Source organism: Roseateles noduli (assembly GCF_050626985.1).
In the GTDB taxonomy this organism is placed as follows: domain Bacteria; phylum Pseudomonadota; class Gammaproteobacteria; order Burkholderiales; family Burkholderiaceae_C; genus Roseateles; species Roseateles noduli_A.
In genome coordinates this window covers 636021-658699 of the sequence record NZ_CP192463.1, presented here as the reverse complement: position 1 = coordinate 658699, position 22679 = coordinate 636021, and the positions used below count along the sequence as shown (strand labels likewise).

The following is a 22679-nucleotide window of genomic DNA, read 5'->3' as shown; positions in this document are numbered from 1 at the left end:
GCCTGACCTTCGTCACGCACGTTCCCGCCGCGCCGGGCGCGGTGGGGGAACTCGCCCCGACGGGCCCGATGAGTGACTTGCCTCGACGATGGGAGCAGTCGGCGGGTCAGACCTTGCGCTTGAAGACCAGATCCCACACGCCATGGCCCAGCTTCAGGCCGCGGTTCTCGAACTTCGTCAGCGGGCGGTACTCGGGCTTGTCGGCGTAGCCGTCCGCGCGGGTCGAGGTGTTCTCCAGATCCGGATCGGCGCGCAGCACCTCCAGCATCTGCTGGGCGTAGGGCTCCCAGTCGGTGGCCAGGTGCAGGTAGCCGCCGGGGGCCAGGTGTTGCACCAGCTTGGCGACGAACGGCGGCTGCACGAGCCGGCGCTTGTTGTGGCGCTTCTTGTGCCACGGATCGGGGAAGTAGATGTGCACGCCGGCCAGCGAGCCCTTGGGGATCATGCCGTCCAGCACCTCGACGGCGTCGTGCTGGAAGATGCGGATGTTGGGGATGTCCTGCTCGCCGATCAGCTTGAGCAGCGCGCCGACGCCGGGTTCGTGGACCTCGCAGCCGATGAAGTCGACGCCGGACAGGGTCTGCGCGATCTGGGCGGTCGGGCCGCCCATGCCGAAGCCGATCTCGAAGACGACGGGCGCCTTGCGTCCGAAGGTGGCCTCGTAGTCCATCGCTTCAGGCTTGAACGGCAGCACGAACGTCGGTCCGAGTTCCGTGAGCGCCTTGACCTGTCCGGTGCCCATGCGACCGGCGCGCACGACGAAGCTGCGGATGCGTGCCTTCGGATGGTTGACGCCCTCGCCCGCCGCCGGCGTGCCGGCCTTGTCGCTGGCGTCGTCACTGTCGATGGGATGGTCGATGGGGTCGATGGAATCGGACATGTCGGGAATCAGGAATCGAGGGCCGGGATTCTACCGAGCCCGAGGCCCGATCACCTGACTCGTCCGGTCTGCGGGACCCGGTGCCGGCCGACCGATTTGCGGAACATGTGCAGCGTATGAGGGCGGCCGGCACCGGGTCCCGCAGACGTGCTCGGTCTCAGCCGAGTTCCGCCATGACGAGCGGCGCTGGCGTCCAGGAGGGCGCGTCGCCGATGGTGACGGCGGCGAGCACCTGCGCGATGGCGCGGTCGGCCGAGGCCTCGTCGGCGGCGTGGACGAAGGCGATCGGATCGCCTGCGGCCACGACATCGCCGAGCTGCGCGAAGCGGTCCAGCCCGACGCGCATGTCGAGCGCATCGCCGGGCAGGCGGCGGCCGCCGCCGAGCTCGACGATGACGAGCCCGAGGTCGCGCGTGTTCATGCCGACGATGCGGCCCGCGCGCGGTGCCGGGATCGGAAGGACGACCGGCGCTGCCGCGAGGTGAACCTCGGGCCTCTCCAGCAGATCCACCGGGCCGCCGAGCGCCGCGACCATCTTCGCGAAGCGTTCCGCCGCCGCGCCGCTGTCCAGCGCCGCCAGCAGCTTCACGCGCGCCGAGGCCGTGTCGGCCGCGATGCCGCCCAGCACCAGCATCTCGGCGCACAGCGCCAGCGTGAGTTCATGGGTGCGGGTTTCGCGTGGCCGGCGTCCGGTCAGGTAGTCGATGGCGCCGCGCACTTCCAGCGCGTTGCCGACTTCCTGTCCCAGCACCTGGTTCATGTCGGTGATCAGCGCCCGGGTCCGCAGGCCCGCGCCGCCGGCCACGTCGACGATGCTCTGCGCGAGCTCGCGTCCGAATTCCGGCGTGGACGCGAACGCGCCGTTGCCGCACTTGATGTCCATCGCCAGGCCCTGCAGCCCGGCCGCGAGCTTCTTGGACAGGATGCTCGCGGTGATCAGCGGCACGCTCTCCACCGTGGCCGTGATGTCGCGCACCGCGTAGAAGCGCTTGTCGGCCGGCGCCAGATCGCTGGTCTGGCCGATGATGGCGCAGCCCAGCGTGCGCACGATGCGGTCGAAGTCGGCCGGCGCCGGCGTCGTCGTGTAGCCGGGGATGGCCTCGAGCTTGTCGACGGTCCCGCCCGTATGCCCGAGCCCGCGTCCCGCGATCATCGGCACGTAGCCGCCGCAGGCCGCCACCATCGGCGCGATCATCAGGCTCAGCTTGTCGCCGACGCCGCCGCTCGAATGCTTGTCCAGCACCGGGCCCGGCATGTCCGGCCAGCTCAGCACGCGGCCGCTGTTCATCATGGCGCGCGTCAGCGCGACCGCTTCGTCGCGCCCCATGCCCCGCAGGAACACCGCCATGCCGAGCGCGGCCACCTGGCCCTCGCTCCAGCTGCCGTCCACCAGCCCGCGCACGAAGTGCCCGATCTGGGTCTCGTCCAGCGCGCGCCCCTCGCGCTTGGTCCGGATGATTTCCTGCGCCAGCATGATCGCCGCGTCCCTTCGATGTGTTGTCGTTGTGCGCCCGCCCCTCGTCGGTCGGGGCGGGTCGTCGCGGCTTGCGCGCTGTTTGAGCGCTTCCCGTGCGCTTGTCGAGCGCTGCTTCAGTGGTGCTTCAGCGCTTCTTCGGCGCCTCAGTACGCGGCGCTGACCGCCGCGCTGCCCTGCCCGGCCAGCACCGCCTCGATGTCGCCCAGCAGCCCGCTCGCGCCGAAGCGCAGGCGATGCGGCGTCAGCGCGGCGGCGCCGAGCGCCTCCGCCGCCAGCTGCAGATAAGCGCGGGCCTCCACCACCGAGCGGATGCCGCCCGAGGCCTTGAAGCCCGCGTTGCCGAGCCCGCTGCCGGCGATCTCGCGCAGCATCGTCACGGCCGCTTCGGGCGTCGCCGACACCTTGGTCTTGCCGGTGCTCGTCTTGACGAAGTCCGCCCCCGCCATCAGCGCCTGGCGCGTGGCCTCGGCGATGCGCGCGGTCGAACCGAGTTCGCCCGACTCGATGATCACTTTCAGCGTCAGCGGCCGCGTCGCATGCCGGACCTCGGACAGGAATTCACCGACCTCGGTCGACTGCCCCGCCATCAGCGCGCGGTACGGCAGCACGACGTCCACCTCCTGCGCGCCGGCCTGCGCGATCGCGTCGATCTCCGCCAGCACGCGCGGCAGATCCAGGCTGCCATCGGGGAAGTTGGCGACCGCGGCGACGCGGATGTCCTTGGGCAGCGCGGCGCGCGCCTGCGCGACGAACTTCGGCCACACGCACACGGCGGCGACGTGGCCGCGCTCCGGCGCGCCGATCGCGCGCGTGCACAGGGCCTCGATGTCGGCGGCGGTATCGCCGTCGTTCAGGCTCGTCAGGTCCAGGCATTGCAGCGCCAGGCGCGCCGCTTGTTCGAGACTCATCTCCGACTTCATCGACTACTCCTACTGCTCTACCCTGAAGGTCGCGCGCGACCGCCGCGGCCCGTCACGTCCGTGGACACGGGGCCACCGGGACGCGGCGCGTCCCGATCTTCGCTCCCGGCCGCTCAGGCCTTGAGCGATTCCAGCGTCGCCAACGAGGCCAAGTAGTGGCCCAGGTAGGCCGCCGCGCGGTCGCCCGAGACCTTCGCCTGCTGCAGCGTCAGCGCGTGCGTCAGCGCCTCGTCGGACATGCCCGCGGCCATGTTGGTGATCAGCGCAAGACCGGCAACGCGCAGGCCCGCGTGACGCGCCAGGATGGTCTCCGGCACGGTGCTCATGCCGACCGCGTCCGCGCCCCAGGCGGCGAACATGCGGATCTCGGCCGGCGTCTCGAAGTGCGGGCCGACGGCCCACACGTACACGCCCTCGGTCAGCACCATGTTGTGCTCGCGGGCGATCTTGAAGCCCTGCTGGCGCAGCTCGGCGTCGTAGGCGACGCTCATGTCGCAGAAGCGGTCGCTGCCCGGCAGGCCCGTCAGCGGCGAGCGCTGCGGCGCATTGATGTGGTCCGAAATCAGCATCAGGCTGCCCGGCGGCTGGTGCGAGCGCAGGCTGCCCGACGCGTTCGTCAGCACCAGCACCTTCACGCCCCAGGCCTTCAGGCTGCGGATCGCGCCGGCCATGCCGGTGCAGTCGCCGCTCTCGTAGGTGTGGGCACGGCCGCGCAGCATCGCCACGCGTTGCTGGCCGACGCGGCCCACGGCGATCTCGGCCACGTGGCCTTCGACCTTGGGCTGCGGGAACGCGGGCAGCTGCGCGTACGGCAAATGCTGCACGTCCTGCAGTTGGTCGACGGCGCCGGACCAGCCGGAGCCCAGCACGACGGCGACTTCAGGCCCTTGTTCGCCGAAGATCGACTTCAGCGTGGCGATGCTGGCGGTGATGGCGGCGTCGAGCTCGGCGCCTTGCAGGGGGATGGACATGTTCGTTCTCCTGTCGCGGCCACGACGGCCGCGTCGATTGGGATGTTCAGGGCTTCAGGTGATCCGGACCGAAGCTGGCGGGCAGCAGCTGCTCCAGGGTCCAGTGCGCGCGCACGCCGGTGGCGTCGCCCGCGATCACGATGAGGTCGTCGGGCCGCGCGAACTCGCGCAGCTTCTGGCGGCAGCCGCCGCAGGGGGTGATGATCTCCGAGCCCGCGCCGGTGACCATCACCGCGCGGGCCACGCGCCCGCCGCCCATGATCATGTGACCCAGCGCGTTGGTCTCCGCGCACCAGCCTTGCGGGTAGGCGGCGTTCTCGATGTTGCAGCCGGCGTGGATGCGGCCGTGCTCGTCGAGCACCGCGGCGCCGACGAAGTACTTCGAATACGGCGCATGCGAATGCTGCCGCGCATCGAGCGCGGCCTTCAGCAGGCGTTCGATGACGTCGGCGGGCAGCGGGATCGCCGCGATCAGGCTTTGGTTCGCGCTCATGATCAGCGCTCCTTCACGTAGGGCTTGCTCAGCGCCTTGGGCGCGATCGCCTGGCCGATGAAGCCGGCCAGCAGCACCACGGTCAGGATGTAGGGCAGCGCCTGGATCAGTTGCACCGGCACCTCGCCGATGCCCGGCAGCGACACGCCTTGCAGGCGGATCGCGACGGCGTCCAGGAAACCGAACAGCAGGCAGGCGCACAGCGTCGGCACGGGCTTCCACTTGCCGAAGATCATCGCGGCCAGCGCGATGAAGCCGCGGCCCGCGGTCATGTTGGGGGAGAACGAGGCGTTCTGCGCCAGCGTCAGGTAGGCGCCGCCCAGGCCGCACAGGATGCCGTTGAGCGCCAGCGCGGTGTAGCGCAGCCGCGGCACGGAAACGCCGGCCGCGTCGACCATCGCCGGGTTCTCGCCGACCGCGCGCAGGCGCAAACCGGGGCGGGTGCGCTCCAGGAAGAACCACACGACGACGACCAGCGCGAAGGCCAGGTAGACCAGCGCGTTGTGGCTCAGCAGGCCGTGGCCGATGACCGAGGCCACCCAGCTGCCCGGCGTCGGCTCGGCCCACTGCGGCAGCAAGCCGGTGATGCGCTGCTCGGCACCGATCGGCGGCGTCTGGCCGCCCTGCGCGAACCACGCGATGCCCAGCACCACGGTCAGCCCGGCGGCCACCATGTTGAGCGCGACGCCGGAGACGACCTGGTCGCCGCGGTGCGTCACCGTCGCGAAGCCGTGGATCATCGACATCGCGATGGCCACGCCGATCGCGGCCAGCAGGCCCAGCGTCGTCGAGTGCGACACGCTGGCCACCGCCGCCGCGGCGAACGCGGCGGACAGCATCTTCCCTTCCAGCCCGATGTCGACGACGCCGGAGCGCTCCGACAGCAGGCCGGCCAGCGCGGCGAACAGCAGCGGCGTGGTGACGCGCAGCGTCGACGCCAGCACGGAGCCGATCAGGACCTCATCCATTCGACTTCCCTCCAGCGACGCCTGCGCCGCCTGCAACGCCTGCGCCGCGTTTGCGGGCCACGGCCGCATACAGCTTCGCGAACATGGGCGCGCTGACCATCGCCATCGCGCCGGCGAACAGCACGATCAGGCCCTGCACCGTCACGACCATCTCGCGGCTGAAGCCGGGGACCTCGAACGAGACCTCGACGCCGCCTTGATACAAGGTGCCGAACAGCAACGAGGCCAGCACGATGCCGACCGGATGGTTGCGCCCCATCAGCGCCACCGCGATGCCGGTGAAGCCCGCGCCCGCAACGAAGTCCAGCGTCAGCTTGCCCTGCACGCCGGCGATCTCATTGACGCCGACCAGCCCGGCCAACGCGCCCGACAGGCCCATCGCGGCCAGCACCTGCCAGCGCGGCTTGATGCCGGCGTAGTGCGCGGCGCTCGGGTTGGAGCCGACCGCGCGCAGCACGTAGCCGGCGCGGCTCTTCCACAGGAACCACCAGACGAAGACGCAGGCCGCGACGGCCAGCAGGATCGACAGGTTCAGCGGCGAGGACGGCCATTCGATGCCCACCTTCGCCAGCAGCTCATGCACCGCCGGCATGCGCGCCGAGTCGGCGAACGCATCGCTCTCGACCGACATCGAGCCGTTCGGGCGCAGCCAGTTCACGAGCAGGTAGCCGTTGAAGCTGGCCGCGAGGAAGTTGAACATGATGGTCGTGATGACCACGTGGCTGCCGCGCCAGGCCTGCAGGTAGCCGGGCACCGCGGCCCACACCATGCCGAACAGCGCCGCCGCGACGATCGCCAGCGGGATCATCACGAACCCGGGCAGCTTGGGCGCGAGCCACAGCGACAGCAGCGCCACGCCGATGCCGCCCAGCGTCGCCTGCCCTTCCCCGCCGATGTTGAACAGGCCGCCGTGGAAGGCGACCGCGACGGCGAGGCCGGTGAAGATGAAGGTGGTCGTGTAGTACAGCGTGTAGCCGAGGCCACGCGCGCTGCCGAGCGCGCCTTCCAGCAGCACCGACAGCGCCTGCATCGGGCTCGCGCCGATCAGCAGCACCACGCCGCCGGCCACCGCCAGCGCGATCAGCAGGTTCCACAGCGGCAGGAGGACCAGGTCCATCCAGCGCGGCATCTGCAAGGCTTGGCTGCTCATGGGGCCACGGCCGCGCCAGCGGCCTTCTCGTGAGTGGGGGAAGCGGACATCAGCAGGCCCAGGTTCTTCTCGGAGCACTCGTCGATCGCGAGCTCCCCAGTGATGCGCCCGGCGTTCATGACGATCACGCGATCGGCCAGCGCCAGGATCTCGTCGAGCTCGCTGGAGACGACCAGGATGGCGCAGCCGGCGTCGCGCAGCCGGCGCAGCTGGTTGTGGATGAATTCGATCGCGCCGATGTCGACGCCGCGCGTCGGCTGGCCGACCAGCAGCACGGCGGGACTCTGGCCGATCTCGCGCGCCAGGATCAGCTTCTGCTGGTTGCCGCCGGAGAACTTCGACGAGCCCAGCTCCGCGTTGCGCGGGCGGACGTCGAAGCGCTCCATCATCTCCGCGGTCTGAGCGCGGAGGTGGCGCTGGTTCATGCCCAGGCCCATCGGGCCGGCGCGGTAGGCGTCCTGCTCGTGATAACCGAGCGCGGCCGTTTCCCATGCGGGGAAGCTCAGCACCATGCCGAGCGCGTGGCGGTCCTCGGGCACGTGCGCGAGCTTGAGCTCACGCGCCGTGCGCGGATCCATCCACGACGTCGGGCGGAAGTCGCGGCCCGCGACGTGCAGCGTGCCGGCGTCCGGCGCGCGCATGCCCGCCAGGACTTCCAGCAGCTCGCTCTGGCCGTTGCCGGAAACACCGGCCACGCCGACGATCTCGCCCGGACGCAGCGCCAGCGTCGCGTTGCTCAGCAGGTGCACGCCGGAGCCGCTGTCGCCGGCGACGGTCAGGCCGCCGGCCTTCAGCACCGGCTGGTCCGACGGGGGCTTGACGGCACCGCCGTCGCGGCCCAGGTTGACCTTGCGGCCGACCATGCTCTCGGCCAGGTCCTCGGGACTGGTCTCGCCGATCGCGCAGGTCTTGATCACGGCGCCCGCGCGCATCACGGTCACAGCGTCGCACAGCGCCATCACCTCGCGCAGCTTGTGCGTGATCAGCAGGATGGTCGTGCCGCGCTCGCGCAGGCGGCGCAGCACTTCGAAGAGCTGGTCGGTTTCCTGCGGCGTCAGCACCGCCGTCGGCTCGTCCAGGATCAGGATCTTCGCGCCGCGGTACAGCGCCTTCAGGATCTCCAGCCGCTGCATCTCGCCGACCGGCAGGTCGGCGACGGTCGCGTCCAGACGCACCGTCAGGCCGGTGTCGCGCATCAGCGCCTCGAGCTCCTGGCGCACCTGGCGCTTCGCGCGGGACAGGAAGAACGCCGGCTCCGCGCCGAGCATCACGTTGTCCAGCGCGGACAGCGTATCCACCAGCATGAAGTGCTGATGCACCATGCCGATGCCCAGTGCGATGGCCTGCTGCGAACTGGCGATGGTGACGCGCTGGCCGTCGACCTCGATGTGGCCCTCGTCGGCGTGGTAGTAGCCGTAGAGGATGGCCATCAGCGTGCTCTTGCCGGCGCCGTTCTCGCCGACCAGGCCGTGCACCGTGCCGCGCTCGACGGCCAGGCTCACCGCCCGGTTGGCCTGCACCGCGCCGAAGCGCTTGGAGATCTCGCACAGACGGACCGCGGGCGCGGCGGCGCCGCGTGGGGACTGTGTCATGTCAGGAACGCTCGCTCGCGAGGGGTCAGTTCTTGCAGGCGTTGTCTGCCATGTAGTCCGCGACCTTGATCTTGCCGGCGATGATGTCGGCCTTGTACGCGTCCAGCCGGGTCTTGATCGCGGGAGCGATCAGCTTGGCGTTGTTGGCGTCGACGGCGTACTCGACGCCGCCTTCCTTCAGGCCCAGCACGCTGATGCCGGGCTTCCATTCCTTGAGCACGTTGTAGACGGCAACGTCCACGCGCTTGACCATCGAGCTCAGCATCGTGCCGGGCTGGATGTGGTTCTGGTTGCTGTCGACGCCGATGGCCAGCTTGCCGGCATCCTTGGCCGCCTGGTAGACGCCGACCCCGGTGCCGCCGGCCGCGGCGAAGACCACGTCCACGCCCTTGGCGAACTGGGCCTTGGCCAGCTCGCCGCCGCGGGTCGGGTCGTTCCAGGCCGAGGCCGTCGTGCCGGTCATGTTCTTGAAGACCTCGACCTTGGCGTTGGCCGCCTTGGCGCCCTGCTCATAGCCGCACTCGAACTTGCGGATCAGCGGGATGTCCATGCCGCCCACGAAGCCGACCTTGCCGGTCTTGCTGGTCAGCGCGGCCAGCGCGCCGACGAGGAAGCTGCCTTCCTGCTCCTTGAACAGCACCGACTGCACGTTGGGCTGGTTGACCTTCTCGTCGATGATGACGAACTTGGTCTTCGGGAAGTCCTTGGCCACCTGGTTCAGCGCCGAGGCCTGGGCGAAACCCACCGAGATGATCGGGCTCGCGCCGCGCTCGGCCATGCGGCGGATCGCCTGCACGCGCTGGGTCTCGTTGCTGATCTCGAACTCGAGATACTTGCCGCCCGTGTCCTTCTTCCACTGCTCGACGCCGCGGTACGCGGCCTCGTTGAACGACTTGTCGAACTTGCCCCCCATGTCGAAGATCACCGCCGGGGTGGTCTGCGCGGCCGCCGCGCCGGCGGTCAGGGCCAAGGCCAAGCCAGCCGCGATGGGGGAGAACGACAGGAAGGACTTCATCATTTGCGGTCTCGATGCGAAGGTGAGGAGCAGCCGGGCATTCTAAGAAGGCGCGAGTGTAAGCCACCTCAAGGTAAACGCTAAACGTTTGCGGGGGCGTCATTTCCAGGAGGTCGCTCCCTGGTCGGAGTCATGGCGCCACGCTGGAAATGCCGCTATCGAGTAGCACGTCTTGTGCCTGCGTTGCTCGACGCCGATCTGCCAGGCGCGGGCTCTCCACGACTCAGGGGGCGTCCCTCCGGGAACCCCCAGAGTCATTCCGGCCCCACTCCCACTGGCTGACCTCGGTCCGTCTGGCGCTCGTTGACTTCGGGCGAGGCGACGTCGCCTCGTCTCGCTGCGGTCGCCCCCTTTCGAGGGACCACGTTTTGGGCGAATCGCAGTGCGCCCTCGGGTTGACCGAACCCTCACCCCCGTTCGGCGAGAGAAGTTGAGAATCACTATCATTTAGAATCTTTCGCTTCGCAAGCCCGCAGGCTCCTCCCGAGATACCTACGACATGAGCGCCGTTCTCCAAGTCCCCACCCTCGCGCAGGCCACCATCGGTCAGGCGCACCGCGTCAAGGCGCTGCAGGCACCGGCGCATGCGCCGGAATGGAAACAGATGCTGGAGGAACTGGGCTTCGTCGCCGGCGAGCACGTCGCCGTGCTGGCCCGCGCCATGCCCGGCGCGGACCCGCTCGTCGTGCGCATCGGACAGTCGACCTTCGCGCTGCGCCGTGCGGAAGCGGAATGCGTGGAGCTCGAAGGCGCCGCGCCCGGCGGCCTCACGGCGGCGGTCGACGCGGGCGCGGGCCAGGCGGGAGCCGCCCATGCGTGAGTCCGTCGTCCACATCCACCCGGCCGGGCCGCTGCTGGCCTTGGTCGGCAATCCGAACTGCGGCAAGACCGCCCTGTTCAACCGCCTGACCGGCAGCCGGCAGAAGGTCGCCAACTACGCCGGCGTGACCGTGGAGCGCAAGGAAGGCCGCCTCAAGACCGCCGCCGGCAAGCTGCTGCGCGTGCTGGACCTGCCGGGCACCTATTCGCTGTATCCGCGCTCGCCGGACGAGCGCGTCACCGTCGACGTGCTGGCTGGTCGTGCGCAAGGCGAGAAGCGCCCCGACCTGATCGTCTGCGTGCTGGACGCGACCAATCTGCGCCGCAACCTGCGGCTGTTCCTGTCGGTGCAGCGTCAGGGCCTGCCCTGCGTGGTCGCGCTGAACATGGCCGACCTGGCGCAGCGCCGCGGCATCGTGGTCGACACGCAGAAGCTCGGCACGCTGCTCGGCGTGCCGGTGATCCGCACCGTGGCCACCGACGGCGAAGGCATCGACGACCTGCGCGCGGTGCTGGACGAGCCGGAGCGCTGGCGCACCGAGTCCGTCACCGCCGAGGGCGAGGACACCGCGCGCATCAACCACATCCTGAAGGAGCTGGGCCTCGACGCGCTGCAGGGCGAGCTGCCCAGCGACAAGGTCGACCGCTTCGTGCTGCATCCGGTGCTGGGACCGATCCTGCTGGCGGTGCTGCTGTTCTTCCTGTTCCAGGCGGTGTTCGCGTGGGCCGAGGCGCCGATGGGCTGGATCGAGGCCGGCACCGCGTGGCTCGGCGAGCAGGCCGGCGCGCTGCTGCCCGAAGGCCATCTGCGCAGCCTGGTCGTGGACGGCCTGATCGCGGGCGTGGGCGGCGTGCTGGTGTTCCTGCCGCAGATCCTGATCCTGTTCTTCTTCATCCTGCTGCTGGAAGAGTCCGGCTACCTGCCGCGCGCGGCCTTCCTGCTGGACCGGCTGATGGGCTCGGTGGGCCTGTCGGGCCGCAGCTTCATCCCGCTGCTGTCGAGCTTCGCCTGCGCGATCCCCGGGATCATGGCGACGCGCTCGATCGCGAATCCGCGCGACCGGCTCGTCACCATCCTGATCGCACCGCTGATGACCTGCTCCGCGCGGCTGCCGGTGTACGCGCTGCTGATCGGCGCCTTCATCCCGCAGCGCGAGCTGTGGGGCGGCATCGAGCTGCAGGGGCTGGTGCTGTTCGTCCTGTACTTCGCCGGGATCATCGCGGCGATGGCCGTGGCCTGGCTGCTGAAGCGCTTCACCGACGCGGGCCGCCAGGTGCGCCCGCTGATGATGGAGCTGCCCAGCTACCACTGGCCGCATGCGCGCAACGTCGCGATCGGGCTGCTGCAGCGCGCGGAGATCTTCATCAAGCGCGTGGGCGGCATCATCCTGGCGCTGACGCTGCTGCTGTGGGTGCTGTCGACCTTCCCCGGCGCGCCCGAAGGCGCGACCGGTCCGGCGATCGAGTACAGCTTCGCCGGCTACCTGGGCCGCGGGCTGGCGACGATCTTCGAGCCGATCGGCTTCAACTGGCAGATCAGCCTGGCGCTGGTGCCGGGCATGGCGGCGCGCGAGATCGCGGTCAGCGCGCTGGGCACGGTGTATTCGCTGTCGGCCACCGGCGACGAGGCCGCGCAGGCGCTGACGCCGCTGATCGCCTCGACCTGGGGCCTGCCGACGGCGTTCTCGCTGCTGGCCTGGTTCGTCTTCGCGCCGCAGTGCCTGTCGACGATCGCGGCGGTCAAGCGCGAGACCGGCGGCTACAAGATCCCGGCCGTCATGCTCACCTACCTGTTCGTGCTGGCCTACGTGGCCTCGTGGCTGACCTTCCACATCAGCCGGTGGTTGCTGACGTGATGCCGGGCTGACGTCGGACCGACGCAGGACGGCGGTCGGATCGATGTCGACCTGAGGCCGGACACGGCATCGACACACAAGGGCGCCGTTCGCATCGAACGGCGCCCTTTGCTTTTGGCACGCTGTCGCCGCGGGTCGCGCAAAGCTATGCTCGCGCCCCATGATGAATCGCCCCACCCGTCACACCCTCTCTGCGCTGGCCGTGGCCGCGCTATCCAGCTTCGGCGCGCTGTCCGCCGGCATCGCCTCCGCCGCCGACGCGCCCCAGCCGACGCGCGGCGTCATCAAGCTCGCGCCGGACCAGACCCTGGACGCCGACACCCGCTTCCAGCGCCTGGCCGACGACTACATCGAAGCACTCTGGCGCCTGGACCCGGACGCGGCCATCGGCGCCGGCCGCTATGAATTCGCCGCGGAGCTGCCCGCGCCCGACCGCGCCATGCGCGCCCGCTCGCTGAGCTTCACGACCGAGTGGCTCAAGCGCTTCGAGGCCGTCGACGTGAAGACGCTGAGCGCGGCCTCGCGCACCGACCTCGGGCAACTGCTCAACAAGCTGCGCAGCGACCGCTTCCAGCTGACCGAGCTGCGCGAGTACGAGTGGAATCCGTCCTTCCTCAACATCGCCGGCCCGATCGACTACATCCTCGCGACGGACTACGCGCCGCTGCCGGTGCGGCTGAAGACGATCTCGGCGCGACTGGCGCAGGTGCCGGCGTACTACCGCGCGGGCGCGGCGCTGCTCAAGCAGCCGACGCTGGAGCACACGCAGCTGGCGATCGACCAGGCGCCGGGCGTGCTGAGCGTGCTCGATGAAGTGGCCAAGGCCGCGCAAGGCGCGGACGCCGCCTCGCTGACCGACGCGGAGCGCAAGCAGCTGGCCGATCGCATCGCGGGCGCGAAGGCTGCCGTCGATGGCTATCGCACGCACCTGAAGCAGTTGCTGGCCGACGGCAAGGCCAGCGGCAAGGCGCGCAGCTTCCGCCTGGGCAAGGCGCTCTACGAGCAGAAGTTCGGCTACGACATCCAGTCGGCGCATTCGGCCGAGCAGATGTACCAGCGCGCGTTGGCGGCTCGCGAGACGCTGCTGAAGCAGATGGCGCAGATCTCCGACCAGTTGTGGACGCAGACGATGGGCGACGCGCCCAAGCCGGAGGACCGCTTCGCCCGCATCGGCGCGGTGATCGGCAAGCTCAGCGAGCAGCACGTCAAGCGCGAGGACTTCGTCAAGGAGATCCGCGCGCAGATCCCGCAGCTGGAACGCTGGATCACCGACCACGACCTGCTGACGCAGGACGCGAGCAAGCCGCTGATCGTGCGCGAGACGCCGGTCTACCAGCGCGGCGTGGCCGGCGCCGGCATCGAGGCGCCCGGCCCCTACCGGCCGCAGGACCGCACCTACTACAACGTGACGCCGCTGGACGACCTGACCCCCGAGCAGGCGGAGAGCTCGCTGCGCGAGTACAACCGCTGGATCCTGCAGATCCTCAACATCCACGAGGCGGTGCCGGGCCACTACACGCAACTGGTGCACGCGAACAAGTCGCCGTCGCTGGTGAAGACGCTCTTCGGCAACGGCGCGATGGTCGAAGGCTGGGCGGTCTACGGCGAGCGGATGATGCTGGAGTCCGGCTACGGCGGGAACGCGCCGGAGATGTGGCTGATGTGGGGCAAGTGGAACCTGCGCAGCGTCACCAACACGATCCTGGACTACAACGTGCACGTGCTGGGCATGACCGAGGCGCAGGCGCTGGACCTGCTGCAGCGCCAGGCCTTCCAGACCGAGCGCGAGGCACGCGAGAAATGGCGCCGCGTGCAGCTGACCTCGGTGCAGCTGACGAGCTACTTCAGCGGCTACAGCGACATCATGGAACTGCGCGATCAGCGCAGGGTGGCGATGGGCAAGGACTTCAAGCTGAAGGACTTCCACGAGCAGTTCCTGAGCTACGGGAACGCGCCGGTGTCGGTGATCGCGGACCTGATGTCGCAGCCGGTCGCGAAGGCGTCGCAATGAGCGGGGATCAGGGCGAGACCGGCAACACCGACGGCAGCGATGCCACGGCGCCGGAGGTCCGGATCCTCGAGGCCCGCGTCACGGAGCTGGAGATCAAGGCCAGCTTCGCCGAAGACCTCGTCGACCACCTGAACGCGCAGGTCGCGAAACAGCAGGAGCAGATCGACGCGCTGGTGCGCGAGGTCATGCAATTGCGCCGGCATGTGCCGGAAGGCCGCGGCGACGGCACCGGCGGATTGCGGGACGAGTTGCCGCCGCATTACTGAGTGAGGCCGCTGGCCCTCACCCCTGCCCTCTCCCGCAAGCGGGAGAGGGAGCAAGAATGGTGGTGGCATGGCTCTCTCTTCCGCTTGCGGAAAAGACGCAGGAAGGGCGCCAGTCGGCCCCCTCTCCCGCTTGCGGAAACGACGCAGGAAGGGCGCCAATCGGCCCCCTCTCCCGCTTGCGGAAAAGACGCAGGAAGGGCGCCGGTCGGACTCCCTCTCCCGCTTGCGGGAGAGGGTGGGGGTGAGGGCCAGCAGCGGTGGAAGTACTGAGCCTTTTCAGGCTGCCGGACGCGCCGGGATGTTCAGTCCGCGCTTGACGGCATCGCGCGCCAGGAACGCTTCCAGCACGCGCTGGACGTTCTTGAACTCGCTGAAGCCGACCAGGTCGCCCGCGCCGTAGAAGCCCACCAGGTTGTTGACCCAGGGCCAGATCGCGATGTCGGCGATCGTGTACTCGTCGCCCATGATCCAGCCGCGGCCGGTCAGGCGCTGTTCGAGCACGCCCAGCAGGCGCTTCGACTCGTTGAGGTAGCGGTCGCGGGGACGCTTGTCCTCGAAGTCCTTGCCGGCGAATTTGTGGAAGAAGCCGACCTGGCCGAACATCGGCCCGATGCCGCCCATCTGGAACATCACCCACTGCAGCGTCTCGTAGCGGCGTGCCGGGTCTTGCGGGATCAGCTTGCCGGTCTTCTCGGCGAGGTAGACCAGGATGGCGCCGGACTCGAACAGCGGCAGCGGCTCGCCGCCGGGGCCGTCGGGATCGATGATCGCGGGGATCTTGTTGTTCGGGTTCAGCGACAGGAACTCGGGCGTGAGCTGGTCGTCGGTCTGGAAGCTGACCAGGTGCGGCTCGTAGGCCAGGCCCAGTTCCTCGAGCGCGATCGACACCTTCACGCCGTTGGGCGTCGGCAGCGAGTACAGCTGCAGGCGTTCGGGGTGCTGCGCGGGCCACTTCTTGGTGATGGGAAAACTGGACAGGTCCGTCATGAAAGTTCCGTCGGAATGTTGTGAAGGCGCCGATGAGGCGCCAACGAGGCGTGATTGACGAACCATTCTCTTCGGCGCCCGAGAGACCTTGCGCGCGACGGGTCAATGCGATCCGTGTCTGCTTAACGCAGCGGTGCCGCGAACCGATCCCAGCGCGGCGCCCAGTGCCCGGTGATGTCGGCCGAGACCAGCACGCGATGCGCCTGCCCGATGATCAGCCGCCGCGGCACGAGGCCGATGAAGCGCGAGTCCTCGCTGTTGTCGCGGTTGTCGCCCATCATGAAGAACTGGTCGGCCGGCACGACGATCGGGCCGAAGTCGCGCCGCGCGCGGACCTCGGGCAGGAACTGCACGACGCGGCGCTGGCCGCCCCAGTGCTCGACCGCGCGCACGCCGCGGACCTCGACGCCGGGCGCGAGCGCCTCGGCCACCTCCTCCACCGGCGCGTAATCCGCCGGTTGCCCATTGAGGATGAGCCGGTCCGCGCGCAGCTCGACGGTATCGCCGGGCACCGCGACGATGCGCTTGATCAGCCGCGTGCCGTCGCGCGGCGAGCCGAAGGTGACGACGTCGCCCCGCTGCGGCTCGCCGACGCGGCGCAGCGAGATGTCGGTCAGCGGCAGCTTCCAGTCGTAGGCGACGCGCTCGACGAAGACGACGTCGCCTTCGAGGATCGTCGGTCGCATCGAGCCGCTGGGCACGGGGTTCCAGTCCGCGATCGCGGTGCGGAAGAACAGGAAGCCGGCGAGGAACAGCAGGAAGCTGCGGTTCTCGCGGAACCAGACGGCGACGGGGATCTTCATGGCAACACTCCAGGGTCGGGCGACGATGCACCAGTGTGTCCAGCAGCCGGGCCCCATGGCGGTCATGTGCGGCGATTGGCGGGAATCCGCGCCTGAGTGGCGGCATGCCCAGCGTCTGCCCGACGATTGCCCCGCATTCATCGGCAGCTTGCCCGCGGTCCGCTCGCCCTTCGCCTGCTCTTCGCCTGCTTTCGCCCACAGTTCGCCCACAGTTCGCCCCCGGCATGACGACAGCTTCGCGACAGCCTGACGTTCGGCCGGACGCCTCGCGACCCTCATAATTCCGCGCCATGCGCAAGCACCTCCTGCACTTGCTGCTCCCGCTGTTCATGCTGCTGTCGCAGCAGGGCGCGGTGTGGCACGGCATCGGTCACCTGACCGGTGCGCGGGGGCATGCGCCCGCCGGGCCCGTCCTGGCGCAGGCGCCCACGACGGCCACCGCGCAGGATGGGCACGACGACGTCGCCCACGCCGATCCGGACGACCTGTCCGCCAATCAGCTGTGCGAGGTCTGCCTGGCCTTCGACGACCTGGCCGCGTCGGCCCGCGCCGAGGCGCCGGTGCTCGCACTCGCCGAGGCCGTCCACGTCCAGGCGGCCGCCGTCGAGCGCGCCACGCGCTCGCTGCCCGCGCCCCCGCCGCGCAGCCGCGGCCCGCCGCTGGCGATCTGAGCTCGACCTCCTGACCGCAACGCCGTCCGCCCGCGCCTGAACGCTTCGAACGCTTCGTCGAAGCCTTCGGCGACCGGGCCTCGATGGCCGGCCTGCGTTCGACCGATTTCAGATTTCCAGAGTCTCACCATGACCCATCCTCCTCTGCGCGTGCTCGCGCTGTCCCTGTCGCTCGCCTATCCGCTGCTGCACGCGCTGCCGGCACGCGCCGACGACACCACCGCCCCCTCGTCCTCCGTCTCCTCCGCCGCCGCGACCAGCACCGTCGAAGCGCCCACCGCCGCCGGCGGCACGCCGCTGCCCACGGTCCAGGTCCAGGGCGCGCGCAGCCGCCTGGACGCGGCGCGCAACGGCCTGTCGCCCGACACCGGCAGCACGATCTACAAGTTCGACAGGAACGACATCGCCCGCCTGCCGCAAGGCGACGACACGCCGCTGAACCAGGTGCTGCTGCAGACGCCCGGCGTCGTGCAGGACTCCTACGGCGGCCTGCACGTGCGCGGCGACCACGCCAACCTGCAATACCGCATCAACGGCGTCGTCATCCCCGAGGCCATCAGCGGCTTCGGCCAGACGCTGGAGACGCGCTTCGCCGACAGCATCAGCCTGCTGACCGGCGCGCTGCCGGCGCAATACGGCTACCGGACCGCCGGCATCGTCGACATCACGACCAAGGGCGTCGGCGACGACGACAAGCCCTTCGCCGGCAGCGCCGGCATCACGCTGGGCACGCAGCGCTCGCGCGAGCTCGACCTGTCGGTGCACGGCACGCAGGGCCGGCTGAGTTACGAGTTCAGCGGTTCCTTCCTCGGCAACGACCTGGGCATCGAGAACCCGACGCCGTCGCGCGACGCGCTGCACGACCGCACGCACCAGGGCAAGGGCTTCGGCCTCGTCTCCTACCTGCTCGACGACGACAGCCGCATCACCGCGATGGCCGGCGTCACCGACAACCGCTTCCAGATCCCGAACTCGCCGGGGCAGTCGACCGCGTTCACGCTCGACGGCACGCCGGACAAGGACTCGAGCACGCTGGACGCGCACCAGCGCGAGCGCAACCGCTTCGCCGTCGTCAGCTACCAGAGCGTGATCGGCAGCGACGTCGACTACCAGGTCTCGCTGTTCCACCGCTACACCGACGTCCACTACTCGCCGGACCAGACCGGCGACCTGCAGTACCTGGGCGTCGCCGCCAACATCCTGCGCCGCAACGAGGCCAACGGCGTGCAGGCCGATGCCAGCTGGCGACTCGACAGCGCGCACACGATCCGCACCGGCCTCTTCGCGCAGCGCGAGCACGCCAGCACGGTCAACGACGCGCTGGTCTTCCCGGCCGACGACGACGGCAACCAGACCAGCGGCACCCCGGTCAGCATCGCCGACAGCGGCCGGCTGAGCGGCCACCTGTGGGGCGCCTACCTGCAGGACGAATGGAAGCTGGATCGCACGCTGACGCTGAACTACGGCGCGCGTTACGACGAGGTCGACACGGTCACGAAGGAGCACCAACTGAGCCCGCGCATCGGCCTCGTCTGGGACGCGGCGCCGACCGTGCGCCTGCATGCGGGCTACGCGCGCTACTTCACGCCGCCGCCGACCGAGAAGATCGACACCACCTCGGTGGCGGCATTCGCCGGCACGACCAATGCGTTGCCGACCGACGCGGACACGGCGGTGCGCTCGGAGCGCTCGAACTACTACGACGCCGGCGCGGCCTGGCAGGTCACGCCCAAGCTGACCTTGGGCGTCGATGGCTACTACCGCGCGGTGCAGCACCTGCAGGATGAGGGCCAGTTCGGCAACGCGCTGATCTATTCGGCCTTCAACTATGCGAAGGGCCGCATCTACGGCGTCGACCTCTCGGCCAGCTACAAGGAGAAGACCTGGTCCGCGTACGCCAACCTCGGCACGACGCACGCCCGCGCGCAGCAGGTCGAGACGGGGCAGTTCAACTTCGAGCAGGACGAGCTGGACTTCATCGCCAACCACTGGGTGCACCTGGACCACGAGCAGAAGCTGAGCGCCTCGGCGGGCGTCAACCTGCGGCTCGACGACGGCTACGCGGTCGGCGCGAGCGCGCTCTTCGGCAGCGGTCTGCGCAACGGCTTCGCCAACACGACGCACCTGCCCTCCTACACCAGCGTCAACGCCGACGTGAGCAAGAAGTTCGACCTCGGCGGCGGCGGTCCGGTGGAAGCGCGCCTCTCGGTGCTCAACCTCTTCGACAAGGGCTACCAGCTGCGTGACGGTTCGGGCATCGGTGTCGGCGCGCCGCAGTACGGCCAGCGCCGCACGGTCTACGTGAGCCTGACGAAGGAGTTCTGACCGCAGGAACGACAGCGGCTGCGAGGGGCCGCTGTTCGTTGCCGTGCGTCGTCCTGTCGCTTGTATCGGGCGAAGGTGGGATGGCGCACGGCGAAGGCGATCTGCTCGCGGTAGGCTGTGGCGCATGAGTGCCGAGCCGACCGCCATCCCTCCTCACCCCGACGACGCAGCGCCCGCCGCACCGCAGGGCGACCGGCTCGCTGCATCGCAGCCGGAGGCGCCGGGGCCCCTTGAAGCGAATGCCGAGCGTGAGGAGGCGATTGAGCGGAAAGGGGCCCCGGCGCCTCCGGCTGACGCTCGGTCATCGCCCGGTGAAGTGCCCTTGCCGTCCGACGTCTGGGATCGCCGCTACGCCGCCCAGCCCCTGAGCCAGGACGAAGCCTGGTTGAGCAACTGGCAGCACCGCCTGCCCGGCGTACGCCGCGCGCTGGACATCGGCTGCGGCGACGGCTGGGAGACGGCTGCGTTGCTGGAGCTGGGCGTCGACGTCACCGGCATCGACATCTCGGCCGAGGCGCTCGCGCGCTGCCGACAGCAGTCGCCGCGGGCGCGACACGTGCTGGCCGACGTGCGCGCGATGCCGATGCTGGCCGACGGCGAATTCGACCTGGCCGTGGCGCAGTTGTCGCTGCACTACTTCGACCGCGACGACACGCGCCGCGCGCTGTGCGAGATCGCCCGCGTGCTCGCGCCGGGCGGTCGGCTGATCGGTTGCGTCAACGCCGAGGACGACTGGCACTACGGTGCGCCGGACGACGCGTCGTCCTGGACGCTGACGGTCGTCGACGGCGTCGCCAAGCAGTTCTTCACCCGCGAGAAGATCGAGGACGCGCTCGCCGCGTGCTTCGACATCGAACACCTCGACAAGCGCACGCTGAGCCGTTACGGCAAGCCGAAGTCGGTGTGGGAATTTTTCTGCACGCGCAAGGCGGAGTGAGCGGGGGCCGCGCGGCCTCGCCGTCCGCGTCGCGCGGCTTCGTCAAAAATTCGCTTGCAATTCATTCGTACACGAATTAAAGTTCACCCCATGGCACGCACCACCACCCCCAAGCAGCAGAAGGCGACCGGCACAGCCGCCAACGCCAGCGCCGTCTGCCCGCCGCTGGAGATCGATCAACAGCTCTGCTTCGCGCTCTACTCGACGATGCTGGGCATGAACAAGGTCTACCGCGAACTGCTGAAGGACCTCGATCTGACCTACCCCCAGTACCTCGTGATGCTGGTGCTGTGGGAACGCGACGGCCTCACCGTCGGCGAGATCGCCGAGCGGGTGTTCCTCGACTCCCCCACCGTGACCCCGCTGCTGAAGCGGCTGGAAGCCGCGGGCCTGGTCAGCCGCGACCGCTCGCCGCAGGACGAGCGCCAGGTGCTGATCACGCTGACCACCGCCGGCCGCGCGCTGCGCAAGCGCTCGACGCATCTGCCGCAGTGCATCGTCGACGCCTCGGACTCGGACCTCTCCGAACTGATCGAACTCCGCGATCGTCTGCTCGTGCTGCGCGAACGGATGGCCCGCAGGGCCGGTTGAGCGCCAACCTGACGAACTCGAACACCGCTTTCCCGCACCATTTACTTCGCACACAAACAATTAGCAAGCAACTCTAATCCCTGACACCTGATCCCGCAGCACCAACCCACCTTTCCACCCCTCTCACCCCACCCAAGAAGGAGCCCACCATGAACGCCATCGCCACCCTCGCCCGCCAATCGCGTCGTCAACTGCTGGTCCTGTCGACGCTGGCCGTCGCCGCCGCCGGCGCGATCGCCACGCCGGCCCTCGCCGCCGACGCCAAGTCCTCGCCGGCGCCGGTTGTCAGCGCACAGCCCTCGGGCTCCTACATCACGACCAAGGACGGCGTGCAGCTCTACTACAAGGACTGGGGTCCGAAGAACGGCCAGCCCATCGTGTTCAGCCACGGCTGGCCGCTGAACTCGGACAGCTGGGAATCGCAGATGATCTTCCTGGCCGACCAGGGCTACCGCGTGATCGCCCATGACCGCCGCGGCCATGGCCGCTCCAGCCAGCCCTGGGACGGCAACGACATGGACCACTACGCCGACGACCTGGCCACCGTCATCGAGACGCTGAACCTGAAGAACGCCGTGCTGGTCGGCTTCTCCACCGGCGGCGGCGAAGTCGCCCGCTACATCGGCCGTCACGGCACCTCGCGCGTGGCCAAGGCCGTGCTGGTCTCGGCCGTGCCGCCGATCATGGTCAAGTCCGACAAGAACCCCGGCGGCCTGCCCATCGCGGTCTTCGACGGCATCCGCAAGGCCCAGCTCGACAACCGGTCGCAGCTCTACAAGGACATCCCCGCCGGCCCGTTCTACGGCTTCAACCGTCCCGGCGCCAAGGTCTCGCAGGGCCTGATCGACAACTGGTGGTTCCAGGGCATGCAAGGCGGCCACAAGAACACCTACGACTCGATCAAGGCGTTCTCTGAAACCGACTTCACCGAGGACCTGAAGAAGTTCGACAAGCCCACGCTGATCATCCACGGCGACGACGACCAGATCGTGCCGATCGACGCCGCGGGCCGCGCCTCGGCCAAGCTGATCAAGGGCTCGGTGCTGAAGGTCTACGCGGGCGCGCCGCACGGCCTGACCGACACCCACAAGGATCGCGTCAACGCCGATCTGCTGGCCTTCATCCGCCAGTAAGGCCCTGCAACGCCGGAGCCCCGGCCGCCTTCCAGGGTGGCCGGGCGACCGGGTAGCAAGACCCGTCCCCCACCTTCGGGGGAAGTCAGACGCGGGGTTTCGCCAGTCGCTTCGTTTGGTACGCTTGGTGATCTTTCCGATGGCCGGCGTCTCGACGCGCCGGCGCGTGGACCCGCCGATGCCGACCCCCCTCCCGCTCTCCTCTTCGCTGCCCAATGTCCGCGTGTTCGAACTCCAGGCCAGCGATGAGGACCTGCTCCAACGGTTCTACGAACGGAATCCGCTGTACTTCGAGCAGGTGAACGGCGCCCCACCCCGTCCCGACGAAGCCCGCGAGGAGATCCGCGACCTACCGCCCGAGGGCTGGAGTTTCAGTGCCAAACGGTTGCTGGGCTACGCCGACGACGCGGGCGAACTGGTCGCGATGGCCTCGATGGTCTCGGACCTGATGGCGCCCCGGGTCTGGCTGGTGGGACTGTTCATCGTCGCCACGTCCCTGCACGGCTCGCCGGCCGCGCGCGAGATCTACGGGGAACTGGAGCGCTGGATGCAGCGCAACGGGGCTCAGTGGGTGCGGCTGGGGGTGGTCGTCGGCAACCAGCGCGCGGAGCGCTTCTGGGAACGCCAGGGCTTCACCGAGGTCCGCCGTCGCGACGGGCTCACGATGGGACAACGCATCAACGAGCTGCGTGTGATGGTCAAGCCGCTGGCCGGCGGCCGGATCGACGATTACCTGGCACTGGTCCCCCGCGACCGACCCGGGGAACCCTGATCAGCCTCCCCCGCCGGAGGGACGTCGGAAAGAACGAAGGGT

Annotated in this window: 21 protein-coding genes; 10 read left to right on the top strand and 11 right to left on the bottom strand. The window is 69.4% G+C overall.

The window, feature by feature from the left end; all coding sequences use genetic code 11:
• Positions 1-106: 106 nt before the first annotated feature.
• The 9 genes from trmB to ACQ4L4_RS02970 form a co-directional block, all read right to left on the bottom strand.
• On the bottom strand, positions 107-880 hold the full coding sequence (trmB, locus tag ACQ4L4_RS03010; protein ID WP_431102714.1) for a tRNA (guanosine(46)-N7)-methyltransferase TrmB: 774 nt from the start codon (positions 878-880) through the stop codon (positions 107-109).
• A gap of 157 nt (positions 881-1037) precedes the next feature.
• Positions 1038-2357: a thymidine phosphorylase gene (gene deoA, locus ACQ4L4_RS03005; protein ID WP_431104854.1), complete on the bottom strand. Its 1320-nt coding sequence runs from the start codon at positions 2355-2357 to the stop codon at positions 1038-1040.
• A 143-nt stretch (positions 2358-2500) separates the two neighbouring features.
• Positions 2501-3265: a deoxyribose-phosphate aldolase gene (gene deoC / locus ACQ4L4_RS03000; protein WP_431102713.1), complete on the bottom strand. Its 765-nt coding sequence runs from the start codon at positions 3263-3265 to the stop codon at positions 2501-2503.
• A 125-nt stretch (positions 3266-3390) separates the two neighbouring features.
• A complete protein-coding gene (locus ACQ4L4_RS02995) occupies positions 3391-4248 on the bottom strand; it encodes a purine-nucleoside phosphorylase (protein WP_431102712.1) in 858 nt (285 codons plus the stop codon).
• A gap of 46 nt (positions 4249-4294) precedes the next feature.
• Complete coding sequence (gene cdd / locus ACQ4L4_RS02990; RefSeq protein WP_377155846.1) at positions 4295-4741, bottom strand: cytidine deaminase; 447 nt, start codon at positions 4739-4741, stop codon at positions 4295-4297.
• A gap of 2 nt (positions 4742-4743) precedes the next feature.
• Complete coding sequence (locus tag ACQ4L4_RS02985; RefSeq protein WP_377155848.1) at positions 4744-5709, bottom strand: ABC transporter permease; 966 nt, start codon at positions 5707-5709, stop codon at positions 4744-4746.
• Entirely contained in the window at positions 5702-6859 is a 1158-nt protein-coding gene (locus ACQ4L4_RS02980; RefSeq protein ID WP_431102710.1) for an ABC transporter permease, read from the bottom strand. Before ACQ4L4_RS02980 ends, ACQ4L4_RS02985 begins: the two co-directional genes overlap by 8 nt.
• Positions 6856-8451, bottom strand: a complete 1596-nt coding sequence (locus ACQ4L4_RS02975; protein ID WP_431102709.1) for an ABC transporter ATP-binding protein — start codon at positions 8449-8451, stop codon at positions 6856-6858. Before ACQ4L4_RS02975 ends, ACQ4L4_RS02980 begins: the two co-directional genes overlap by 4 nt.
• Positions 8452-8476: 25 nt before the next feature.
• Positions 8477-9466, bottom strand: a complete 990-nt coding sequence (locus ACQ4L4_RS02970; protein ID WP_431104853.1) for a BMP family lipoprotein — start codon at positions 9464-9466, stop codon at positions 8477-8479.
• Between the two features lie 499 nt (positions 9467-9965).
• On the opposite strand from ACQ4L4_RS02970, the gene ACQ4L4_RS02965 reads away from it, so the two are divergent.
• From ACQ4L4_RS02965 to ACQ4L4_RS02950, 4 genes are all read left to right on the top strand, one after another.
• Positions 9966-10286, top strand: coding sequence for a FeoA family protein (locus ACQ4L4_RS02965; RefSeq protein WP_377155852.1), 321 nt, complete (start codon positions 9966-9968; stop codon positions 10284-10286).
• Positions 10279-12141, top strand: a complete 1863-nt coding sequence (feoB, locus tag ACQ4L4_RS02960) for a ferrous iron transporter B (RefSeq protein ID WP_431102708.1) — start codon at positions 10279-10281, stop codon at positions 12139-12141. The genes ACQ4L4_RS02965 and feoB overlap by 8 nt, the downstream gene beginning before the upstream one ends.
• 163 nt (positions 12142-12304) lie before the next feature.
• Positions 12305-14152, top strand: a complete 1848-nt coding sequence (locus tag ACQ4L4_RS02955) for a DUF885 domain-containing protein (protein ID WP_431102707.1) — start codon at positions 12305-12307, stop codon at positions 14150-14152.
• Entirely contained in the window at positions 14149-14418 is a 270-nt protein-coding gene (locus ACQ4L4_RS02950) for a SlyX family protein (RefSeq protein WP_431102706.1), read from the top strand. Before ACQ4L4_RS02955 ends, ACQ4L4_RS02950 begins: the two co-directional genes overlap by 4 nt.
• A gap of 276 nt (positions 14419-14694) precedes the next feature.
• Here ACQ4L4_RS02950 and ACQ4L4_RS02945 read toward each other — a convergent pair whose 3' ends face one another.
• Both ACQ4L4_RS02945 and lepB read right to left on the bottom strand, forming a co-directional pair.
• Positions 14695-15405, bottom strand: coding sequence for a glutathione S-transferase N-terminal domain-containing protein (locus ACQ4L4_RS02945; protein WP_431102705.1), 711 nt, complete (start codon positions 15403-15405; stop codon positions 14695-14697).
• A 122-nt stretch (positions 15406-15527) separates the two neighbouring features.
• A complete protein-coding gene (lepB, locus tag ACQ4L4_RS02940) occupies positions 15528-16208 on the bottom strand; it encodes a signal peptidase I (RefSeq protein ID WP_431102704.1) in 681 nt (226 codons plus the stop codon).
• 290 nt (positions 16209-16498) lie between these two features.
• Between lepB and ACQ4L4_RS02935 the strand changes: the two genes are divergently transcribed.
• The 6 genes from ACQ4L4_RS02935 (at position 16499) to ACQ4L4_RS02910 (ending at position 22637) form a co-directional block, all read left to right on the top strand.
• The gene (locus tag ACQ4L4_RS02935; RefSeq protein WP_431102703.1) at positions 16499-16879 is read left to right on the top strand and encodes a DUF2946 family protein; all 381 of its coding nucleotides are present in this window, start codon (positions 16499-16501) and stop codon (positions 16877-16879) included.
• Between the two features lie 129 nt (positions 16880-17008).
• A complete protein-coding gene (locus tag ACQ4L4_RS02930) occupies positions 17009-19204 on the top strand; it encodes a TonB-dependent receptor (RefSeq protein ID WP_431102702.1) in 2196 nt (731 codons plus the stop codon).
• A 322-nt stretch (positions 19205-19526) separates the two neighbouring features.
• Positions 19527-20141 (top strand): class I SAM-dependent methyltransferase, encoded by a 615-nt coding sequence (locus tag ACQ4L4_RS02925; RefSeq protein WP_431102701.1) that lies wholly within the window; start codon positions 19527-19529, stop codon positions 20139-20141.
• Between the two features lie 90 nt (positions 20142-20231).
• Positions 20232-20732 (top strand): MarR family winged helix-turn-helix transcriptional regulator, encoded by a 501-nt coding sequence (locus tag ACQ4L4_RS02920; RefSeq protein WP_431102700.1) that lies wholly within the window; start codon positions 20232-20234, stop codon positions 20730-20732.
• Positions 20733-20881: 149 nt separating this feature from the next.
• A complete protein-coding gene (locus ACQ4L4_RS02915; RefSeq protein WP_431102699.1) occupies positions 20882-21865 on the top strand; it encodes an alpha/beta fold hydrolase in 984 nt (327 codons plus the stop codon).
• 178 nt (positions 21866-22043) lie between these two features.
• Positions 22044-22637, top strand: a complete 594-nt coding sequence (locus ACQ4L4_RS02910) for a GNAT family N-acetyltransferase (protein WP_431102698.1) — start codon at positions 22044-22046, stop codon at positions 22635-22637.
• Positions 22638-22679 lie beyond the last annotated feature (42 nt).

Coding starts and splice junctions, on each gene's coding strand:
- ACQ4L4_RS02945 (WP_431102705.1), bottom strand. CDS start 15,405: ATGACGGACCTGTCCAGTTTTCCCATCACCAAGAAGTGGCCCGCGCAG.
- ACQ4L4_RS02980 (WP_431102710.1), bottom strand. CDS start 6,859: ATGAGCAGCCAAGCCTTGCAGATGCCGCGCTGGATGGACCTGGTCCTC.
- ACQ4L4_RS02935 (WP_431102703.1), top strand. CDS start 16,499: ATGCGCAAGCACCTCCTGCACTTGCTGCTCCCGCTGTTCATGCTGCTG.
- ACQ4L4_RS02970 (WP_431104853.1), bottom strand. CDS start 9,466: ATGAAGTCCTTCCTGTCGTTCTCCCCCATCGCGGCTGGCTTGGCCTTG.
- ACQ4L4_RS02920 (WP_431102700.1), top strand. CDS start 20,232: ATGGCACGCACCACCACCCCCAAGCAGCAGAAGGCGACCGGCACAGCC.
- ACQ4L4_RS02955 (WP_431102707.1), top strand. CDS start 12,305: ATGAATCGCCCCACCCGTCACACCCTCTCTGCGCTGGCCGTGGCCGCG.
- trmB (WP_431102714.1), bottom strand. CDS start 880: ATGTCCGATTCCATCGACCCCATCGACCATCCCATCGACAGTGACGAC.
- feoB (WP_431102708.1), top strand. CDS start 10,279: ATGCGTGAGTCCGTCGTCCACATCCACCCGGCCGGGCCGCTGCTGGCC.
- lepB (WP_431102704.1), bottom strand. CDS start 16,208: ATGAAGATCCCCGTCGCCGTCTGGTTCCGCGAGAACCGCAGCTTCCTG.
- ACQ4L4_RS02975 (WP_431102709.1), bottom strand. CDS start 8,451: ATGACACAGTCCCCACGCGGCGCCGCCGCGCCCGCGGTCCGTCTGTGC.
- ACQ4L4_RS02930 (WP_431102702.1), top strand. CDS start 17,009: ATGACCCATCCTCCTCTGCGCGTGCTCGCGCTGTCCCTGTCGCTCGCC.
- ACQ4L4_RS02950 (WP_431102706.1), top strand. CDS start 14,149: ATGAGCGGGGATCAGGGCGAGACCGGCAACACCGACGGCAGCGATGCC.
- ACQ4L4_RS02910 (WP_431102698.1), top strand. CDS start 22,044: ATGCCGACCCCCCTCCCGCTCTCCTCTTCGCTGCCCAATGTCCGCGTG.
- ACQ4L4_RS02915 (WP_431102699.1), top strand. CDS start 20,882: ATGAACGCCATCGCCACCCTCGCCCGCCAATCGCGTCGTCAACTGCTG.
- cdd (WP_377155846.1), bottom strand. CDS start 4,741: ATGAGCGCGAACCAAAGCCTGATCGCGGCGATCCCGCTGCCCGCCGAC.
- deoC (WP_431102713.1), bottom strand. CDS start 3,265: ATGAGTCTCGAACAAGCGGCGCGCCTGGCGCTGCAATGCCTGGACCTG.
- ACQ4L4_RS02965 (WP_377155852.1), top strand. CDS start 9,966: ATGAGCGCCGTTCTCCAAGTCCCCACCCTCGCGCAGGCCACCATCGGT.
- ACQ4L4_RS02995 (WP_431102712.1), bottom strand. CDS start 4,248: ATGTCCATCCCCCTGCAAGGCGCCGAGCTCGACGCCGCCATCACCGCC.
- ACQ4L4_RS02985 (WP_377155848.1), bottom strand. CDS start 5,709: ATGGATGAGGTCCTGATCGGCTCCGTGCTGGCGTCGACGCTGCGCGTC.